We start from the raw sequence: 19,012 nt of genomic DNA on the forward strand, positions 1-19,012 counted from the left end.
GACCCCTCCTCACCCGCCGGCGGGACCCGGGTCCCCTGGGCCGGCCGGCGGGTGGGGGCAGGAGTGGGTGTGTTGGTCTTCGATCACGTAACGGGCTGCCGATAGCGTCTTGGGGCGGCGTCTCTGCGGGCATCGCGGTGCCGGCGGCCGTGATGCGGCCTGGACACACCCGGGTGCGTGGCGAGGCGTGACATGGGGTTGTGGAGGCAGCCGTGACGGAGCCACGAGACGACGGGCGGCTGGCCGGGCGCCTGGTGGCCGTGGGGGTGTTGGGGTTCGTACTGATCGTGCCACCGTTGCTGGCGCAGTTCGACACAATGGAACGCGTCCTCGGTGTCCCGGTTCTCTGGGCGTACCTGCACCTCGTCTGGGTGATCGTGATCGGCCTGGTCGCCGTCGTCGGCGCCAGATCGAAGTAGTGCCGTGCTCCGGGCCGAGGTCATCGTCGCCGTTGCGGTGGTGTACCTCGGTCTGCTCTTCGCCGTGGCCTTCTACGCCGACCGGAGGGCGGACGCCGGCCGGAGCCTGATCAACAACGGCACGGTCTACGCCCTGTCCCTCGCGGTGTACGAGACCGCATGGGCGCTCTACGGCAACGTGGGCGGGGCCGCCACGACCGGTGTCGGCTTCCTGGGGCTCTATCTGGGGCCGGTGATCATGCTCGCGCTCGGCTGGCCCGTACTGCACAGGATCATCCGCATCAGCCGCCGGCACCGGGTCACGTCGCTGGCCGACTTCGTCTCCGCCCGCTACGGCAAGAGCGCGATGCTGGGCGGTCTGGTCACGATCATCGCCGTGGTCGGGGTTGTTCCCTACATCTCGCTCCAGCTCAAAGCGGTCTCCAACACCTTCGAGATGATCCGCCGGTACCCCGAGATCACCGCTCCCTCGGAGCTGGGCCAGGTTCCGCTTCTTCAGGACACCGGGCTGTACGCGGCGCTGCTGCTCGCCGCGTTCACCATCCTCTTCGGCACCCGCCACCTGGACACCGCGGAACGCCACGAGGGTCTCGTCGCCGCCGTCGCGTTCGAGTCCGTGGTCAAGCTCGCGGCGCTCCTCACGGTCGGGATCGTCGTGACCTTCTGGATGTTCGGGGGGTTCGGCGACCTGTTCTCCCAGGCGGAGTATGCGGACTTCACCCAACTGTTCACGCTGCAAGGGCACACCAGCTACGGCGCGTGGGTCTGGATCACGGTGCTGTCCATGCTGTCGATCGTGCTGCTCCCGCGGCAGTGGCAGGTCACCTTCGTCGAGAACACGGACGAGAAGCACCTCAAACGCGCGATGTGGCTGTTCCCGCTGTACCTGCTCGCGAACACCTTCTTCGTGCTTCCGCTCGCGGCTGCCGGCCTGCTGCGGTTCGGAGACACCACCGACGCCGACACCTATGTGCTGGCCCTCCCGATGGCCGAAGGCCAGCAGGCACTCGCGCTGTTCGTCTTCATCGGCGGCCTCAGCGCCGGCACCGCCATGATCGCCGTCGAGACCATCGCACTCAGCACCATGGTGTCCAACTCACTCGTGATGCCGCTGCTGCTGGGCGGCAGGTCCCGGCTGGCCCGTCGAGACGACCTCACCCGCCTGGTACTGAGCATCCGCCGAACGGCCATCGTGCTGATTCTGCTGCTCGGCTACGCGTACTTCCGGCTCGCGGGCGAGGGTCGGGCGTTGACGTCGTTCGGACTGGTGTCGTTCGCGGCCGTGGCACAGCTCGCACCCGCGATCCTCGGCGGCCTGTTCTGGAGGGACGGCACCCGCTGGGGTGTGCTGGTGGGTCTCGTCGCGGGGTTCGTCATGTGGGCGTACACCCTGCTGCTGCCGAGCTTCGCCGAGGCCGGGCTGCTGCCCGAATCGTTCCTGCGTGAGGGCCCGCTCGGCATCGAGCTGCTCCGGCCGCAGCAGTTGTTCGGCCTGACGGGCATGGACCCGATCAGCCATGCGATGTTCTGGACCGCGCTGGTGAACGTCGGCGGGTACGTCGCCGTCTCCCTCGCCGGCCGGCCGAATGTCACCGAGCGGGCGCAGGCGGTCCAGTTCGTCGACATCCTCGCGGAGCCCGCCAGAGAACGGCGCTGGCTGGCCCGTGCCACGGTCGGCGCCCTGCAGACGATGCTGGAGCGCTTCCTCGGGCGGGAGGGCGCCGAGCGGGCGGTGCGCGCCTACCCGGGGACAAGACCCGGCTCACCGGAGGCCGAAGCGCCCCCGGAGCTGATCCATCACGCGGAAGCCCAGCTCTCCGGCTCTGTCGGCGCGGCGTCCGCGCGGCTCGCGGTCGACGCGGTGGTCGGACAGGAACCGGTCCGCACCGACGAGGTGATGGAGATGATCGGCGAGGCGTCGCAGAGGGTCGAGCTGGTCCGGCGACGGCTGGAGTTCCTCTACGACGCGACCAACAGGATCGGCACCACCCTCGATGTGACCCATACGGCCGAGGAGCTGGCCCAGGCCGCGATTCCGGGCTTCGCCGACTACGCCACCGTCGACCTCCCCGAGGCCGTGGTGCGCGGTGACGAACCGGGGATGAACGGCGGTGGCGGCGCCGGCGACAGCGGCCGGCGGATACACCGCACGGCGGTCAGCGGCATCCGTGACGACGCCCCCTTCTTCCCCATCGGCACCCTGATCACCTACGCGCCGTCCTCGACCGCCGCCCGCAGCATCGAGACGGGGCAGGCGATCCTGGTGCCCCGGCTGCGTGACTCCCTGGGGTGGCGGGAGGTGGATCACGCACGGGCCGCACGCATCCTGGACTACGGGGTCCACTCGCTCGTCACGGCGCCGCTGCGCGCCCGCGGTGTGCTGCTGGGCGTCGTCAACTTCTGGCGCTCGGAGAAACCCGAGCCCTTCGAGCAGGACGATCTCTTCCTCGCGGCCGAACTGGCCGCCCACGCCGCCGTGTCGCTCGACAACGCACGCCGCTACACCCGCGAGCACGGCATGGCCGTGGCCCTTCAGCGCAGCCTGCTGCCCCGCACCCTGCCGGAACAGAACGCCGTCGACGTCGCCTACCGCTACCTCCCCGCGCAGGAAGGCGTCGGCGGCGACTGGTTCGACGTGATCCCCCTGTCCGGCGCCCGCGTCGCCCTGGTGATCGGCGACGTCGTCGGACACGGACTGCACGCCGCCGCCACCATGGGACGGCTGCGCACCGCCGTCACCAGCTTCTCCTCCCTCGATCCACCACCCCACGAACTCCTCGGCCACCTCGACGAACTGGCCACCCTCACCGACCGGGAAGCCGTCGCCGCCGGCGACGCGACCACCATCACCGGCGCCACCTGCCTGTACGCCGTCTACGACTCCGTGACCCGCCGCTGCGCCATCGCCAGAGCCGGCCACCCGGCACCCGCCCTCGCGCACCCCGACGGCACCGTCGAGTTCCTGGACGTACCCACGGGCCTCCCCCTCGGCATCGGCGGACTGCCCTTCGAATCCGTCGAACTGCTCCTGCCCGAGGACAGCAGACTCGTCCTGTTCACCGACGGCCTCATCGAACGCCGCGACCAGGACATCGACACCGGACTCGAACTGCTCCGTCAGACCCTCGCAGGCTCCGGCCAGACCCCCGAGGAGACCTGCGACGCCGTGGTCGACGCCCTCCTCCCGCCCGTCCAGAGAGACGACATCGCCCTGCTCGTCGCCCGGACACGCCCGCTGGGGAGCAGACATGTCGCCCAGTGGGACATCGAGTCCCACCCCGCGGCCGTCCACCGCGTACGCGCCGCCGTCTCCGCACTCCTCGCGGAATGGGAACTGGAGAACCTCCAGGAGACCACCGAGCTGATCCTCAGCGAACTGATCACCAACGCCATGCGTCACGGCGTCGGACCCATCAGAGTAAGGCTGCTGCGCGACCGCACGCTCACCTGCGAGGTCTACGACCACAGCCTCACCTCACCGCATCTGCGCTACGCCTCCACCACGGACGAGGGCGGACGGGGACTCTTCCTGGTCGCCCAGCTCACCGCACGCTGGGGAACCCGCTACACACAGGACGGCAAGGTCATCTGGGCCGAACAGACCACCCCGGAGACACCCGGCGACTGACCGGCCCGGCCGTCGGCCACCGCCTGCCCGTCCCGGCGATCTCATCGCCCGCCGGCGCGGGCCCGGGCCGGTGTCGCCGAGGCGGTCGTCGCGGTTGCGCAGCATGCAGCGTTCGAGCGACAGGCAGCCGGGATCCGCCGGGAGTCGGGGTGGAAGGGGCAGGCGGGGCAGGGGGTCAGGGGTGAGCGGGGCCGGCGAAGGGGGCGAGCTTGTCGGGGTTGGCGAGCCGCCGGATTTCGAGGAGGCGGCCGTCGTCGGCGACCTCCACCGTGTCCAGCCAGAGCAGCACCCCGTCGCGGTACGTCGCGAGCGCGGGCCGGCCGTTGGCCTCGACGAGCTCCGCGGGGCCGGGGCGCTTCTTCAGAATCGACCGGACGGTGAGCAGCGCGATCGTCTCCGCGCCCCGCACCTCCCGGCGGGCGGCGAGCGCCTTGCCGCCGCCGTCGCTGACGTACACGGCGTCCGGGTGCAGCAACTCGATCAGCGCGGCCATGTCACCGGCCTCGGCCGCGGCCTTGAACGCCTTGAGCACACGCTCGGTCTCCGCCCGCGAGGCCGTCGGCTCCCGCCCCTCCGCCCGTACCCGGGCGCGGGCCCGGGAGGCGTGCTTGCGGGCGGCGGCCGGGGTGCTGCCGAGCACGCCGGCGATGTCGGCGAAGGGGAACTCGAAGACGTCGTGCAGCACGAACGCGACCCGCTCGGCGGGCGTCAGCCGCTCCATCAGCAGCAGCATCGCGGTGCCGACCGACTCGTCCACGAGCACCGGCGCCTCGGCGTCGGGCCCGGTCGGCAGCGGCTCGGGCAGCCAGGGACCCACGTACGTCTCACGCCGCACGCGGGCGGACTTCAGCACGTTGTACGCGGTCCTGGCGGCCACCGTCAGCAGCCAGGCGCGCAGGTCCCGTACGTCGGACAGGTCGGCGCCCGCGGCCCGCAGCCACACGTCCTGCACGACGTCCTCGGCCTCGGTGACGCTGCCGAGGATGCGGTACGCGGCACCGAAGACGGCGGGCCGGTGCGCGGCCCAGTCCGCCTCGGTGAGCGTACGGGTGGGCTCCACGGGGCACTGCCTCCTCACACCGGTGACGGTGTGCAGTGTAGGCAGACGGCGGTCAGTCCCCCGACTGGCGCTCCGGCAGCGGCTGGTGGCCGGCGGGGCCGGGCTCGCGGCCGTCCGGCGGGTAGTCGCAGTCGAGGCCGGCGACCTCGTAGTCGTCGCCCTCGTTCTGCTCCTGGTCGACGACCACCGCCGCGGTGCACGCGCGGCCGTGCTCGTCGGTGAACGTCACCACCTCGCTGTAGTCGGTCGGCTGGCTGCAGCCCGCGAGCACCAGCACCGCCGCCGCCGCGGCCAGCGCCGCGCCCGTCCCCCACCGTCGCCTCATGGCTCCCCCTTCGTCACCCCCGCCGTCCGCTCCGCGGGTCGACGGTGGAATGCCCGCCCCGTCGCCGTCTCACGCGCGGGGAGCCGCGAAGGCCGGAAGTTGGCCGGCGGGACGCGGCCCCGACGTCTCCCGTTGGCCGGGGGGTCAGCGCCGCGCGGGACCCGCGCCCGGCCCCGACCCCCCGTCGGCGGGCGGTCAGCCCTGTACGGCCCCCGCGCCCGCGGTGGCGCCCGCCGGCGCCAGCCTGCCCGCGACCAGCTCCGCGATACGCGTGAACCCGTCCGTTCCGTACCCCAGTCCGATGACCCGCTGCGCCTGCCCCGCCGCCGCCCGCATCACGCCCGCGTCGATGCCGTGCTCCTCGGAGGTGGCGACGATGTGCCTCATGGAGGACGCGGACGACGTGATCGGGTTGTCCGCCCCGGAGAAGTCCCCCGCGGCCACCCCCGCGGCCATCGACTCGATGGCCCCCGGCAGGATCGCGCCGATGCCCTTGGCGAACGGGGCCAGCTCCTCCGGGGTGACCCCCTCGGCCCGGGCGACGGCCAGGGCGTGGGCGCAGCCCGCCATCGCGGTCCAGAAGATGTCGAGCAGCGCCACGTCGTACGCGGCGGCCCGGCCGTGGTCCTCGCCGAGGTGGGTGTGGGTGCCGCCGAGGGCGGAGAGCACCGGGAGGTGCGCGTCGTAGAGGTCCCGCGGACCGCTGTGGAGGAACACGCCGTCCGGCGTGCCGATGGTGGTGGTGGGGGTCATGATCGCGCCGTCCAGGTAGCGCACCCCGTGGTCCGCCGCCCAGGCCGCGGCGTCGCGGGCCCGCGCGGGGGTGTCGGCGCTCAGGTTCGCGACCGTACGGCCCTTGAGCGCGGCTGCGACGTCCGCGCGCCGCAGCACCGCGTCGGCGGCGTCGTAGTCCACGACGCACACGACGGTCAGGTCGCTCGCGGCCACCGCCTCCGCGGCCGACGCCGCGCGCAGCGCGCCGCGCTCGACGAGCTCGCCGTCCCGTCCCGGGGTCCGGTTCCAGACCGTGGTGCGTACCCCTGCGGCGACGAAGGTCCCGGCAAGGGCCCGGCCCATCGGGCCGAGGCCGAGCACCGTGACGGCGGAGTCTGCGGACATGACTAACCTCCATGAGTAGAGAAGCGAAAAGGGACACGTGGTGATCATGGGGGTGCCGTGACGCGTCAACGCGCTCAGGACACGAACGTCTGCGGGGTGGCCGCCGCCATCGCGGTGATCGACGGCAAGTGGAAGACGGCCCTGCTCTGGCTGCTGGAGACCCGTCCGCACCGCCCCAGCGAACTGCGCCGGGGGCTGCCGGGCCTCACCGAGAAGGTGCTGACCCAGGCGCTGCGCGAGATGGAGGAGGACGGCCTGGTGCACCGCGAGGTGCACGACGAGCTGCCGCTGAGGACGGTCTACTCCCTCACCGACTTCGGCCGCGACCTCTCGGTGGCGCTGGCCCCGCTGTCGGACTGGGGCCACCGGCGTCTGGACAACCTCACCGGAGCCGGTTCGGCTCCCTGACCACCACCTCCGTGTCTTCCGGCTGCCTCCAGACTGGACCGGGCCGGGCGGTGTGCCAAGTACCCACAAAAAGGTGGGTATGGCCCGCGGATCTCGGTGCGGGCAGCGGAACAGCCCGGCGGAGGTACGCGCCGGGCTGTTCCGGACGAGCCGTGGGGACGTGCGGCAGCCCCCGCCGAGGGAACAGGCAGAGGGCTGCCGCGGGGCGTCCGCCGTCCGGACGCCCCGCGGGACCGGCGGGTGCGTCAGTCGATGCGGACCGGGCCCTGCTTGGCGCCCTCGCCGCCGAAGTTGCATATCGACGGTGCCATCACGTGTGCCGGGCTGGACCAGCCGGCGCACTGGTAGCTGGAGTGGCCGTACCAGTCGTGGCCGAACTCGTGCGCCGCGAGCAGCGCGTCGTCGTTCACGCCGCCCAGGAACAGCGCGATGCGCTGGCCCTGGCCCCAGTTGCAGCCGACGATGTTGCCGCCGCCACCGCAGTCGCTGATGTAGCTGTTGCGGCACTCGACGGGGGTGTCACTGCCGCTGGTCTGGTTCAGGTTGGCCCAGGCCGCGGCGCCCTGGCCGATGACGCCGGCGGCGCCGCTGCACGACGAGGTGAGGTGGTAGGCGCGGTCGGTCGGGACCGGCCATGCCTGGGCCCCGAGGTCGCCGCCCTGCGGGCCCTTGGCCACCAGTGCTTCGAACTCCTCCGCGGTGATGCCGTGGCCCTCGCCGAGCTTGTGGTCGGCATGGCCGGCGTGGTCGGCGTGGTCGTGCGCGGACGCCGCGACGGCCGCGCTGGAGGTCTCGGGGGCCGGCGCCGCCTGCGCGCCGGGGCCGACGACCGAGGCGGCCAGGGCGACGACGCCGACGAGTACGGATCTCAGGAGTACCTTGCTCCGCATGGAGTGCTCCTCGGTTGGTGGGGGATTGCGGGCGGCGCGCCGCCCGTTCACACAGATCGCATGTCTGCGGACCGAGAACAATCCGGGAAACGGTACGTAGGGACCACGTATTAAATGCCCGCCCCCTGCCTCCCCGCGGCGCCCGCTGCCCCGGCCGCCTCCGCGACCACCTCCGCCACCTCCGTCCGCGAGCCCACGTGCAGCTTCCGCAGCAGCTTCGCCACGTGCTGCTCGACGGTGCGCGGGGAGAGGTAGAGCACGTCGGCGATCTGCCTGTTGGTGTGGCCGAGGGCCACGAGCCGGGCGACCTCGCGCTCGCGCGGGGAGAGCTGGTCGCCGTAGCCGCGGCGACCGCGGCGGGAGGGGAGGGGGACGTTGTTGCCGCGGAGCACGCGACGGCAGCGGGCGGCGTCGCGGATGGCGCCGAGGTCGGCGAACTGCTGGGCGAGCGCGGCGAGTTCGAGGGCGGGGCCGGTGTCGGTGACGGGGCCGGTGCCGGGGGTGGAGCCGGTGTCGGTGTCGGTGTCGGGGGTGGCAGCGCGGTCGGGGACGGGTGCGCCGCCGCCGGGCGTGGGTGCGCCCTCGGGGGCGTCGGTGCCGTTCGCCGGCAGGCGGCAGCGGGCCGCCGCCTCGCCCGCGCGGGCCGCCGAGTACGGCTGCGGCAGGGCCCCGTACGCCCGTTGCGCCGCCGTGAACAGCCCCGCCGCCTCCTCCGGCCGCCCCCGGCCCGCCGCCACGATCCCCCGGCACGCCAGCAGCGCCGCCCCCGCCAGCGGCGCGTCCCGGCCGGCGATGCCCGCGGCCAGCTCCGCGGTGACCTCCTCCGCCGCCCGCAGCTCCCCGCCCCGTACGAGCGCCGCGACCGCCGGCGGCGCCAGGTCGCCCGCCCACGGCCAGATGTCCTTGCGCCGGATCCGCGCGAGGCCCCGCTCCGCCTCCGCGCGCGCCCGCTCCGGCTCGCCGCGGGCCGTGAGCAGGCGGGTCATGGCGCCGGAAGCGGTGGCGAGCACCGGCGCGGGCGCGTTGCGCGGGTCGGCGAGCCCGGCCGCGCCCAGCTCCGCCGCCGCCTCGTCCCACTCGCCCAGCGCCGACGCCAGCAGCCCCAGCACCAGGTGCGCGTCGGCGGCGATGCTGGAGACGCCCCGCACCGCGTCGAGGGTGTGCCGGCACCGTTCCGCGAGCCCGTGCCAGCGGCCCGCGTACCAGTCCAGCCGCAGCGCCGTGCCCTCCACGATCCCTTCGAGGAACGCGGCCCCGCACTCCGCCGCCAGCCGCCGCCCCCCGGCGCGGTAGCGCTGCGCCGCCTGGTAGTGGCCGAGGCAGGCGGCGGCGTCGGCGAAGTTGCCGCAGGCGCGGGCGACCTGGCGGCGGTGGGTGCCGGGCCCCGGCCGGGCGACGAGGCGCTCGGCCTCCGCCCAGACGGCCGGGTCGCCCAGGCTCATGCGCAGGGCCAGGTGGTTGCCGCGTACGGCGGTACGGACCGCGGGGTCGGACTCGTGCGCCACCAGCTCCTCGGCGCGGGCGATCCACCGCTCGTAGACCTCCCGGGGGTGGTCGCCCCAACTGGGCATCGCGAGCGCCGCCATGCCGCGCGCGGCGAGCGCGGGGCGGCCGTGCAGCTCACCCACGGCGACCTCGGTGTTGACGCGGCCCTCCTCGTAGCGGCCGGCCTGGTTGTAGAGGAGCAGGCCGAGGTTGAGCCGGATCTCGCCGCGTACGCCCTCGGGGATGTGGCCGTCGCGGACGATGTCGTGCAGCAGCGCGATGGCCCGGTGGTGGGTGAGCCCGACGACCGCGTCGCGGCTGAGGTCGACGGCGATACGGGCTGCTCCGCTGCGATCAGACCGCCCCAGCCGCCCGTCGGACAGCAGTTCCTCCAGCACCCCCACGGCGAGCGCCAGATCGCCCACCTCGCGGGCGGAGCCGGCGGCGGCCTCGGCGTAGCGCTGCCACTGGGCCAGCTCGCCGCCGTGGTGCGCGTGGTAGGCGAGCTGGATGAGGGGCTGCGGGTCCTCGGCGGCCAGGGCCCGCATCGCCTGCCGGTGCAGCCGGTGCCGGTCGGGGCCGAGGAGCCCGGCGTAGACGGCCTGCTGGGCGAGCGCGTGGCGGAAGCCGTAGCGGTCCTCGCCCCACTCGTGCAGCACGCCGGCGAGCAGCGCCTCGCGTACGGCCGCGGAGTCCGCCGGCGCGGCGGGCTGCCCCGGGGTGCCGCGCACGACGGCGGCGATCAGCGCCTCGCCGGCGGGCACGCGGAGGACGGAGGCGGCGCGTACGGCGTCGGCGGCGTCGGGGGAGAGCACGCTCATGCGGTCGGCGACGGCTTCCTGGAGGCGGGTGGGGACGGGCAGCTCGACGAGGGCGCGGTGTTCCGCGTGCGGGGGGAGGGCCCGTACGACCTCCTCGACCACGAAGGGGATGCCGGCGGTGCGGCGGTGCAGCTCGGCGGCGAAGGCGGCCGGCGCCTCGGCGGCGCCGCCGGTCAGCGCCGTGTACATGCCGCGTACGCCGTGGACGTCCAGGGGACGCAGCGGGATGACGACGGCGGTGGTCCCGGGCGGCTGTCTGTACGCCCGGCCCAGCGGCAGGCCGCTGCCGGGGAGGTCCTCGCGGCGGTAACTGAGCACCGCGGACAGCCCGTCGGGCGGATCGTCGACGAGGAAGCGCAGCAGGTCGCGGGTGCCGTCGTCGGTCCAGTGCAGATCCTCGACCACCATCACGGTCTCGCCCGCGGCCTCCAGCAGCGCCCGTACGGCACGGAACAGCCGGTGCCGCCCGGCCCGCAGGTCGCCGAGCAGCTCGGGCGCCGGCGGCAGCCGGTCGGCCAACTCGGGCAGATACGCGCGCAGGGCACCGCACACCGGGCTGAGCGCGGGGGGCAGCCCGCCGGCGAGGTGCCGCAGCAGATCGAACACGGGCCCGTACGGAAACGGCTCACGCAGCGGCCGGCACCCCCCGAGCAGCACCCGTCGCCCGCGCACGGCGGGATCCCGCAGCGCTTCCCGGATCAGCCGCGTCTTGCCGATCCCGGCCTCGCCCTCGACCATCGCCACCGACGGCGACCGCCGGACGGCGTCCACGAGCGCACCCAACTCCCGTGCCCGTCCGACCAGCACGGGCGCTTCCGCGGGGCGCAGAACGGTCACGGTCATGAGCGCCTCCGGCCGGTGGGGTCCAGCGATGCGCCGGGCGGGGGTGTGCGGCGGCGCGTCGCGGCGGCGACAGCGAGAAGGTAAGCCTCAGCCCGCACCGCAAGCAAGACCGACCCCGGGTGCGGGAGGGGGCGCGTCACATCTTCGAGCCCGTGGCTGTCATACAGGGAGGCGGCAGTTTTTCAGGCGACGAAGGGGGACGTTGTGCAGCATCGGGGACGTTCCCGTACGCGATCCGGCGCCGCGGTCGGCGCCGTTGGCGCCTCCCGCGCCCGCGAGACCGTGGGTGGCGTGGGCCCTCCGCCGGGGCCCCACGCCGCCCACCCCCTTGCACCCGCCAATGCACCCCCCGCCCCGTCACCCTGACGGGGCCCCACGAACCGAGTGGCGCGGTACCTTCCCCCGGGGTGCCGTGCCACTCATCTTTCCTCCGGGGGAAACGGCGGGCGGTCCCCCGCAGCCCGCCCCCGGGGGGAAAACTGCCTGGCCCTGCCGGGTGCCGCCGACCGCGGAGGTGTCCACAAGCCGCGCCGGGAAGACCTGCCTCCAGACGGCGCCCAGCAGCCCCGCCCGAAAACCCCATCCGGCAGCCCCGCCTAGAAGCCGCGCCACACGTTGTCGAACGCGGCGTCCTCGATCTCCCGGCGCTGCCGTACTGCCCGCAACTCCTGGACGGCGTCCCCGACGGCGGCCAGCACGGTCGCGACGCTGTCACCGGCCAGGTCCTCGGAGCCCTCGGGCGATTCGTCGCGGATTCCGGCGGCGGCGGCGAGCACGCCGAGGACGGCCTCGCCCGCCTCCAGGCGTTCCGCGGCACGGCGCCGTTCCGGCGAGTCGACCAGCACATTGCGTGCGGAGCGCAGTGAGATCAGGTGCCCGCGCTGCCGCGTCGTCAGCCCCTGGCGCTCCAGGTCGGCGACATAGACCGAGGCCAGGTCCTTCCCCCGGCGCCACAGAAAGTCCTCGACCGACTCGTAGGGCTCCTCCCGCACGAGCACCGCGGCCGCCTGGTCGAGCAGATGGTCGCCCGTCGTCGGCTGCGCCGCGGGCACCAGGCGGTCGCCGTCGACAGAGAGGGCCCGGGCGTCGACGAGGTCCAGCACTTCGGCCCCGGCGAGCGCGAGCGACAGGTCGCCCTGCTCCACCGGGCTGCCGGGCGCCACGTCGAGGGCGGCGATGGCGAGGTCCCGTGCGGTGTTCATGAGCGGCTCCTGGTCAGTCGGTCGGGTTCGGGGCGAGGGCGTCGTCCCCGGTCCCGGGGCCGGGTGTCCTTCGTCGATTCTCGCTGCCGTTCGGCCTCCATGCGACGTACGACGAGATGTGGCGCGAGAAGCTGATCCGCGGCACGGCAGCCGCGACCGCCGCGGCGAGCACCGCAAGGGCGGCCAGGGGCACCGGGCCGGCCGGCTGTCGGGCCCGGAATCGGTACGGCTGGGTCGTGTCACGTGGCTTCCGCATGACCTGACAGGGACGCTCGGTGCCGGTCTCGGCCCGGGTGGGACGCCGTGTGGCGGGAGGGGTCCCCGGCGAGGCTGACCATCATGGGCCGGAGAGCCGCCGCGGTGGGACAAGGAGATTCCCGATGACTCCCGTGCAAGTCGACTGGCTGTCCTTGGTGTTCGGCCCCGTCGGGATCATCCTGATCCTGGCCGCCTTCTTCACGGCCCGTTCCGCGGGCCGGCGGGGCGACCGGGTGCCCGGCTGGGCCAAGGCCGCCCAGGCCATGGGGATGGTCCTCGTGTTGTGTATGGCCCTGGCCAACATGGCGTGGGGCAGCTAGCGAATATACGGAGGGCAGGGACGTGGGCGAGGGCGGGAGGTCGCTGGAGGGGACCGAGCACTACATCTACAAGAGCGGCAGGGGGATCGTGCTGGAGCGCGGGTTCCGGGGGGATCCCGCGCCCCGGCGGGATCCGGTCGAGTGGGAGCGTACGACCGCCCACTGCGCGGTCCGGGCGATGACCGCGCTGTGCGAGGGGCTGATCAGGCCCCTGTCGTTCGACGTGACGAGTCAGTGGCTGGACGACGAGTACGGCGTCTTCTCCAGTGGGAAGCCGCCGCGGTGGAACTGGTTCGTGAAGACCCGCCAGGCACCGTCCAGGGTCAGCTCGACGTACGTGGACCCGCAGGTCACGGAGGCGGAGACGCTGGACGAACCGGCGATGCTCGCCGCCGTCGACCGCGCCCTCGACGAACCCGGCCCCGTTCCCGACGGCGATCACCTGGCGTGGGACGAACTGCTCGTGAACCACACCTGGGCCCGGCTGCCCGAACCCGACCGGCACCTGGAGGGCGGGGAGCTGCGCATCGACGACTACGACAACGGGGGGGTGCCCGCGGATCCCCGTGGAGCGGGCGGACGGCCACCTGTGGGTGTCCGCCCCGGGGCTCGGCGTGTGGGATCCGTTCATGCTGAGGGTGACCAGGTCCTCGGGCACGGAGTACCCCGACGGGGCGGAGTACGACGAGATCATCCACATGGACGTCCACGTCCACTGGTCCTTCTGGTGGGAGCCCGGGGAGGGCAGGGCCATGCTCGACCGGGCGGTGGGCCGCCTCCTCCGGCAGGGGTGGCGCGAGGCGTACCCGCGCCCTGACCCCGCCTGAACCTGCCTGATCGCCTCCGCGCCGACCGGTCAGGCACCTTTGCTGCGTCCGTGGGGTTGCGGCTCGATGTTCTGGTTCATGTGGAAGAAGTTCGCCGGGTCGTACGTGGATTTGATCTCGGCCAGGCGATCGTGGTTCGGACCGTAGGCGTCGTGGATGCTCCGGTCGCCGTCGCTCCCCAACGAGTTGACGTACACGCCGGTGGAGCGCGTGCTCAACGGCGTCCACACGTCGTCGGTCCACCCGATGTTTCTGCCGTCGGCAGCCGGGTCTTCCCAGCCGGAGGACACGATCACGTGAAAGGAGGGATCACGATGGGGGAATGCGGTCGCCGTCGGCGCGACTCGGGTGGCCGCCCCGTGCAAGTAGTCGATCAGGATCATCGTGTGCGGCGAGGGCACCTGACCGAACCCTGCTGCCAGCACCTCGATGACGTCGTCATCGAGGTCGGGGAGGAAGCCTGACCTCCAGTGGTAGCGGCGTCCCGGAGGGCCCGATCGATCCATCATCGAGCTGAACTCCGAGTAGCGCATCGGGCCGACGGTGTCGGCGACGGGTCTGCCGAAACCGCGTAGCGGGCGCAGAAGGCGTTCCCCCTCCGCCAGGTCGTCGCCCGAGTAGACCGGCACCATGACGACCACAGGTTGTCCGTCCGGGGTGTGCAGCAGTCCGGCGCTGACGGTGAGCTCATCGGGAACGGTGAGGGAGAAGCGGCGAAAGAAACCGAGCACGTCCGCGGCGTCCGCCGCCGGATACACCACCCGGCCCGCCAGCATCGTTCCCTGCTCGTGGAGGTGAAACTCGAACTCGGTCACCACACCGAAGTTGCCGCCACCGCCGCGCAGCGCCCAGTAGAGGTCCTCGTTCTCATCGGCGGCGGCACGCAGGAGCCGGCCGTCGGCGGTGACCACCTCGAACGAGACGACGTTGTCGATCGTCAGTCCGTGCGTCCCCATCAGAGAGCCGATGCCGCCGCCGAGGGTGAGGCCGGCCACACCCACCTGCGAGACCCTTCCGACCGGGGTGACGAGGCCGTGCGCCTCAAGGGCTCGGAGCAGTTCGCCGCTGCGCACACCGGGCTGGACCCTGGCCCGGCGTGCCGCGGCGTCGACGCGGATCCTCGTCATCCCGGACAGGTCGATGACGAGCCCACCGTCGACCACGGACGTGCCGGCGACGTTGTAGGAGCCACCGCGTACGGAGACGGGCAATCCCGCCTTGTGGGCGAATTCGATGGCGCGGACCACGTCGGCGGTTCCCGCGACGCGGGCGATGGCTGCCGGGAACCGGTCGAACACGCCGTTCCAGACGGCCCGGGCATCGTCGTAGTCCTGATCGCCCGGCTCGATGAGCCGGCCTTCGAGCCAATTCGTCGGGGAAGGTTGCGGCGCTGCCATGGGGTGTCTCCAACCGATGAGGTGGTTCTCCCCATATACCGAACCCAGAGGCGGAATCGTGGCTCCGACATGCAACCGCGGCCGCCGGGGCGGCAGACGAGAAGACCGCCACCCCCTACGAAGCAGCGGTCACACTCGCATCGCTCCTGCTCTGGGCAAGATCCGTTGAAGACGGACCCTAGTAGACGATGGTCAGGTCCGAGAGGTCGGTTTCCAGTTCCGCCGCGGTGATCTCGCCGTCCTGGACGGTGAAGCGGAAGGCGACCTGGGGGTCGCCGTTGCGGACCCAGACCAGGCCCGCAGTGCCGTCGATGAGGGCGGGGACCGGGGCCCAGGTGCGTACCGTGCAGACGCGGGTGACCGAGTCGGTGCCGCGGATCTCCGTGTGGCCGATGACCGCGTCGCCGCCGCGGCGTTCGGCGTGGGCGCCGGCCTGGGCCGCGGTGGTGGCGGGGGTGTGCCGGGGGGTGGGGGGCGGGGGTGTGGCGTCGTCCGGGGGCGGTTCCGTTGCCGCGTTCGAGGGCTGGTTCGAGGGCTGGTTCGGCGGCTGGTTCGGGGGCTGGAGGGTGCGGCGGTCCGGGTCGTGCGGGTGGTTCGGGTCCAGGGCCGTCAGCATCGCCTCGAAGTCGCCCCCGCGGGACGCCGCCAGGAACGCGCCCGCGATGTCCGCGCCGCTCTGTGCCGCGGAGTCCCCGCCCGTCTGCGCCGCGGAGTCCGCGCCCGCGTGGGCCGCGGGGTCCGTGCCCATGCGCGCCGCGGGGTCGGCGGACATACGCGCCGCGGGGTCCGTGCCCGTGTGCGCCGCGGAGCCCGTGTGCGCCGCCGGGGCCGCGTCCGGCTGTGCCGCCGGGGCCGCGCCGTTGCCGTACGGGCCGTGCTCGTAGCCGCTCTCGGCGGACGGGCCCGCGCCGCCGCCCGCCGTCGCCGCCGGGCGGCGGGCGCTGCCCGCCAACTGGCGCGTCGGCCGGGCCGCCAGCGCCGCGATCTCCTCGAACGGCACCGCCAACATCTCCTGCAGCGCGTACGCCAGCCGCTCCGGCGGCGTCAGCGTGTCGAACACGACCAGCAGCGCCACCCGGGCGGACCCGGGGAGGGCCGCCGCCCGCTCCCCTGTGCCGGGCGGTTCCGCAACGGTCCGGGACCGGAGCAGGTGCAGCGTGACCTGCGCGACGGTCGTGCGCAGGCAGCCGTCGAGTTCGTCCGCGCCGACGCGGTCGGCGCGGCTCAGCCTGGTCCAGTCCTCGCGGCCCGCCCCTCCCGCCGGGCCGAGCAGCCGGTAGGCCAGGGGACGCAGGCCCGCGCGGTCGGCCTCGAAACGTCCGGCCAGCCAGTCGTGTTCGTCCATCTGGTCGAGTCCTCTCGGCGACACCCCTTCTTCGAGATGACCGTCGCGAGGCGGCCGATGTGACCGGGACGGCGAAAAATTCTCCGCACGCCGAAATCCCGCGCGGCGGCCGTACGGGCCGGAGGCGCGGCTCCCGCCCGTACGGCCGCCGGGAGCGAGGTCAGGCGCCCGTCCCCCACCAGTCCCGCGCCACGTACGCCGGCCGCCACTCGTCGCGGTACGCCGCGCGCACCGGCTCCGGGAGGATCGCCAGCGTCGACGCCAGCGTCTTGTCGTCCGCGCCCTCCAGCATCCACGCCGTCAGTACCGGGCCGTCGGCGCCGCCCTTGGCGGCGTGTACGCCGCCGAAGTGCTGCAACTGCGCCGGGGTCAGCGTCCGTTCGATCAGCGGAAGGGTGACGTCCTCCTCGTGGGTGAGGTGCGCGGTGAGCTTCACGGTCAGTTCGTCGGCGAGTCCGGCGAGCCGCTCCGGTCCCCGCTCGCGGTCGGCCAGGGCGGCGTCGAGGGCGTCGAGGAGGGGGTCTATCTGGGCGTGTTCCTCCTCCATCGCGTCCACCACCGCGAGGTCGTCCGGCCGGCTCGCCAGCGCGTCGCGCAGCGGGGGCCACAGGGCCTCGTCCTCGGAGGTGTGGTGGATGTGCAGGACCTTCTTGAACAGTTCCCAGCCCGCGGCGGCGGCGAGGACGCGGCGCGGGTCGTCGTCGGTGCGTGCGGCCGTCTTCGCGATGTGCTCCAGGTCGCGGCGGAGCGCGTCGTGCATCGCGTACATCAGTGTGAAGTCGATCGTGTCGCTCATGTCGGTTCTCCCTTGCTCACCCTTTAGGACGAAGCAGCCCCGCGGAATGTGAGCTGGGGCGGGAGCAGGGGGGCTGGGTGCACCGCGGGGCCGGGTGCTAGGCCCATGTCCCCGCGTGCGGCGGGTCCTTAGCGTCGGAAGTCCCCCCGGACCGTCGCGAGGAGACCCGCCGCCATGTCCGCATCCACCCGTCGCCACGTGCTGCGCGCCGGTGCCGCGGCCGCCGTGGCCGCACCGGCCGCCGCGTACGCCGCGGGCCCGGCGCAGGCCGGGCCCCGGGCCGCCGCGGCCCGGGCCGCCGCGGCCCGGACCCCCGAGGCCCCGCACGCCGGCGCCGCCTTCGGCCCCGTGACCGTACGCCCCGACGACCCCCGCTACGCCTCCCTCCGGCTCCGCGGCTACAACCACCGCCACGCCTCCCGCCCCGACCGGATCCGCCTCGTCGGCACCACCGCCGACGTCGTACGCGCCGTGGACGACGCCGTACGCGACGGGCGGCGCGTCGCCGTGCGCAGCGGCGGGCACTGCTTCGAGGACTTCGTCGACCACCCGGGGACCGAGGTGATCATCGACATGAGCGGGATGCGCGCCGCCGGCTTCGACCGCCGCCGCCGCGCCTTCTTCGTCGAGGCCGGCGCCACCCTCGGCGAGGCGTACCGGCGGCTGTTCCTCGGCTGGGGCGTCACCGTTCCCGGCGGGACCTGCACCGGCGTGGGCGCCGGCGGGCACGTCGCGGGCGGCGGATACGGCGCGCTGTGCCGGCTGTACGGGCTGACCGTGGACCACCTGTACGCCGTCGAGGTCGTCGTGGTCGACGGGTCGAGCCGGGCGCGCAGTGTCGTCGCCACCCGGGAGGCGTCGGACCCGCACCGCGACCTGTGGTGGGCGCACACCGGGGGCGGGGGCGGCAGCTTCGGCGTCGTCACCCGGTACTGGTTCCGCTCCCCGGCCGCCGCCTTGGGGGCGGACCCCGGTGCGCTGCTGCCGCGCCCGCCGGCCACCGTCCTGCGCTACTCCCTCGGCTGGCGCTGGGCCGACCTCGACGAGGACGGCTTCGTCACCCTCATGCGCAACTACGGCCGCTGGGCCGAGCGCAACTCGGCGCCCGGCTCTCCCGCCGCCGCGCTCTACGGCGAGTTCGCCATGTCCGCCTCGCCGGCCGGCACCCTCGGCATCGCCGGGCAGGTCGCCGCCGACGACGCCACCGCGCGCCGGCTGCTGGACGATCTGGAGCGCGCGCTGACCCGGGGCCGGGGCGTACCGCGGCCCGAGCGGGAGGCGACGACGATGCCGTGGCTGGCCGCGACGCTGCACACCGGCGGCGCCGACGCCGGGCCGTTCACCAGCCGCATGAAGATCAAGTCGGGCTATCGCCGCCGCGGCTACTCCGCCGCCCAGCTCACCACCCTCTACCGGGCCCTCACCGACCCCGCGTACGACAACCCCTTCGGCACCGTCTTCATCAACACCTACGGCGGACAGGTCAACGCCGTGGCGCCCGGCGCGACGGCGATGCCGCACCGCGACTCCGTCTTCCTCGTCGGCTTCCTGACGGGCTGGATGGACGAGGGGGAGGACGAGCGGCAACTGAAGTGGACGCGCGAGCTGTACGACAAGGTATACGCGGATTCCGGGGGCGTACCGGCGGGCAGGGACGACAGCGGCACGTTCATCAACTACCCGGACAACGACCTCGCCGACCCCGGCCACAACTCGTCCGGTACGCCGTGGCACAGGCTGTACTTCGGCGACGCCGGCTACGCGCGGCTGCGGCGCGCCAAGGAGCGCTGGGACCCGCTGAACGTGTTCCACCACGGGCTGTCCGTCCGGCCACCGGCCTGAGGGCGCGGCGAACCGGCCACCCGCGCG

15 protein-coding genes and 1 pseudogene are annotated in these 19,012 nt (G+C 73.6%); 6 read left to right on the plus strand and 10 right to left on the minus strand.

Annotation, left to right across the window (positions count from 1 at the left end):
* The first annotated feature begins 212 nt into the window (after positions 1-212).
* On the plus strand, positions 213-419 hold the full coding sequence (locus tag O7599_RS18995) for a hypothetical protein (RefSeq protein ID WP_281616798.1): 207 nt from the start codon (positions 213-215) through the stop codon (positions 417-419).
* Positions 420-2,358: 1,939 nt separating this feature from the next.
* A pseudogene (locus O7599_RS19000) lies at positions 2,359-4,047 on the plus strand (ATP-binding SpoIIE family protein phosphatase); the annotation flags it as partial.
* Between the two features lie 175 nt (positions 4,048-4,222).
* On the opposite strand, the gene sigJ reads toward O7599_RS19000, so the two are convergent.
* The 3 genes from sigJ to O7599_RS19015 form a co-directional block, all read right to left on the minus strand.
* Positions 4,223-5,107, minus strand: a complete 885-nt coding sequence (gene sigJ / locus O7599_RS19005; RefSeq protein WP_281616799.1) for an RNA polymerase sigma factor SigJ — start codon at positions 5,105-5,107, stop codon at positions 4,223-4,225.
* 52 nt (positions 5,108-5,159) lie between these two features.
* Positions 5,160-5,432 (minus strand): hypothetical protein, encoded by a 273-nt coding sequence (locus O7599_RS19010; RefSeq protein ID WP_281616800.1) that lies wholly within the window; start codon positions 5,430-5,432, stop codon positions 5,160-5,162.
* Between the two features lie 195 nt (positions 5,433-5,627).
* Positions 5,628-6,551 carry an NAD(P)-binding domain-containing protein gene (locus O7599_RS19015; protein WP_281616801.1) on the minus strand — a complete coding sequence of 308 codons (924 nt, stop codon included), beginning with the start codon at positions 6,549-6,551 and terminating at the stop codon, positions 5,628-5,630.
* A 57-nt stretch (positions 6,552-6,608) separates the two neighbouring features.
* On the opposite strand from O7599_RS19015, the gene O7599_RS19020 reads away from it, so the two are divergent.
* Complete coding sequence (locus O7599_RS19020) at positions 6,609-6,959, plus strand: helix-turn-helix domain-containing protein (RefSeq protein WP_281616802.1); 351 nt, start codon at positions 6,609-6,611, stop codon at positions 6,957-6,959.
* 245 nt (positions 6,960-7,204) lie between these two features.
* Here O7599_RS19020 and O7599_RS19025 read toward each other — a convergent pair whose 3' ends face one another.
* The 3 genes from O7599_RS19025 to O7599_RS19035 form a co-directional block, all read right to left on the minus strand.
* Positions 7,205-7,849 (minus strand): hypothetical protein, encoded by a 645-nt coding sequence (locus O7599_RS19025; protein ID WP_281616803.1) that lies wholly within the window; start codon positions 7,847-7,849, stop codon positions 7,205-7,207.
* A gap of 110 nt (positions 7,850-7,959) precedes the next feature.
* On the minus strand, positions 7,960-10,998 hold the full coding sequence (locus O7599_RS19030) for a LuxR family transcriptional regulator (protein WP_281616804.1): 3,039 nt from the start codon (positions 10,996-10,998) through the stop codon (positions 7,960-7,962).
* Positions 10,999-11,594: 596 nt separating this feature from the next.
* Positions 11,595-12,200: a GPP34 family phosphoprotein gene (locus O7599_RS19035; RefSeq protein ID WP_281616805.1), complete on the minus strand. Its 606-nt coding sequence runs from the start codon at positions 12,198-12,200 to the stop codon at positions 11,595-11,597.
* Positions 12,201-12,580: 380 nt separating this feature from the next.
* On the opposite strand from O7599_RS19035, the gene O7599_RS19040 reads away from it, so the two are divergent.
* Positions 12,581-12,778, plus strand: a complete 198-nt coding sequence (locus O7599_RS19040) for a hypothetical protein (RefSeq protein ID WP_281616806.1) — start codon at positions 12,581-12,583, stop codon at positions 12,776-12,778.
* Positions 12,779-13,009: 231 nt separating this feature from the next.
* Here the strand turns inward: O7599_RS19040 and O7599_RS19045 are convergent, their stop codons facing one another.
* Complete coding sequence (locus O7599_RS19045; protein ID WP_281616807.1) at positions 13,010-13,132, minus strand: hypothetical protein; 123 nt, start codon at positions 13,130-13,132, stop codon at positions 13,010-13,012.
* A 212-nt stretch (positions 13,133-13,344) separates the two neighbouring features.
* Between O7599_RS19045 and O7599_RS19050 the strand changes: the two genes are divergently transcribed.
* Positions 13,345-13,605, plus strand: coding sequence for a hypothetical protein (locus O7599_RS19050; protein WP_281616808.1), 261 nt, complete (start codon positions 13,345-13,347; stop codon positions 13,603-13,605).
* Between the two features lie 29 nt (positions 13,606-13,634).
* Here the strand turns inward: O7599_RS19050 and O7599_RS19055 are convergent, their stop codons facing one another.
* From O7599_RS19055 to O7599_RS19065, 3 genes are all read right to left on the minus strand, one after another.
* Positions 13,635-15,002 (minus strand): FAD-binding oxidoreductase, encoded by a 1,368-nt coding sequence (locus O7599_RS19055; RefSeq protein ID WP_281616809.1) that lies wholly within the window; start codon positions 15,000-15,002, stop codon positions 13,635-13,637.
* Between the two features lie 178 nt (positions 15,003-15,180).
* Positions 15,181-16,347 carry a hypothetical protein gene (locus tag O7599_RS19060; RefSeq protein ID WP_281616810.1) on the minus strand — a complete coding sequence of 389 codons (1,167 nt, stop codon included), beginning with the start codon at positions 16,345-16,347 and terminating at the stop codon, positions 15,181-15,183.
* Between the two features lie 160 nt (positions 16,348-16,507).
* On the minus strand, positions 16,508-17,143 hold the full coding sequence (locus O7599_RS19065; RefSeq protein WP_281616811.1) for a hemerythrin domain-containing protein: 636 nt from the start codon (positions 17,141-17,143) through the stop codon (positions 16,508-16,510).
* Between the two features lie 174 nt (positions 17,144-17,317).
* Between O7599_RS19065 and O7599_RS19070 the strand changes: the two genes are divergently transcribed.
* A complete protein-coding gene (locus tag O7599_RS19070; RefSeq protein ID WP_281616812.1) occupies positions 17,318-18,985 on the plus strand; it encodes an FAD-binding protein in 1,668 nt (555 codons plus the stop codon).
* Positions 18,986-19,012 lie beyond the last annotated feature (27 nt).

Source organism: Streptomyces sp. WMMC500, assembly GCF_027497195.1.
Lineage (GTDB): Bacteria > Actinomycetota > Actinomycetes > Streptomycetales > Streptomycetaceae > Streptomyces.

Coding starts and splice junctions, on each gene's coding strand:
- O7599_RS19035 (WP_281616805.1), bottom strand. CDS start 12,200: ATGAACACCGCACGGGACCTCGCCATCGCCGCCCTCGACGTGGCGCCC.
- O7599_RS19015 (WP_281616801.1), bottom strand. CDS start 6,551: ATGTCCGCAGACTCCGCCGTCACGGTGCTCGGCCTCGGCCCGATGGGC.
- O7599_RS19070 (WP_281616812.1), top strand. CDS start 17,318: ATGTCCGCATCCACCCGTCGCCACGTGCTGCGCGCCGGTGCCGCGGCC.
- O7599_RS19040 (WP_281616806.1), top strand. CDS start 12,581: ATGACTCCCGTGCAAGTCGACTGGCTGTCCTTGGTGTTCGGCCCCGTC.
- O7599_RS19010 (WP_281616800.1), bottom strand. CDS start 5,432: ATGAGGCGACGGTGGGGGACGGGCGCGGCGCTGGCCGCGGCGGCGGCG.
- O7599_RS19025 (WP_281616803.1), bottom strand. CDS start 7,849: ATGCGGAGCAAGGTACTCCTGAGATCCGTACTCGTCGGCGTCGTCGCC.
- O7599_RS19055 (WP_281616809.1), bottom strand. CDS start 15,002: ATGGCAGCGCCGCAACCTTCCCCGACGAATTGGCTCGAAGGCCGGCTC.
- O7599_RS19065 (WP_281616811.1), bottom strand. CDS start 17,143: ATGAGCGACACGATCGACTTCACACTGATGTACGCGATGCACGACGCG.
- O7599_RS19060 (WP_281616810.1), bottom strand. CDS start 16,347: ATGGACGAACACGACTGGCTGGCCGGACGTTTCGAGGCCGACCGCGCG.
- O7599_RS19030 (WP_281616804.1), bottom strand. CDS start 10,998: ATGACCGTGACCGTTCTGCGCCCCGCGGAAGCGCCCGTGCTGGTCGGA.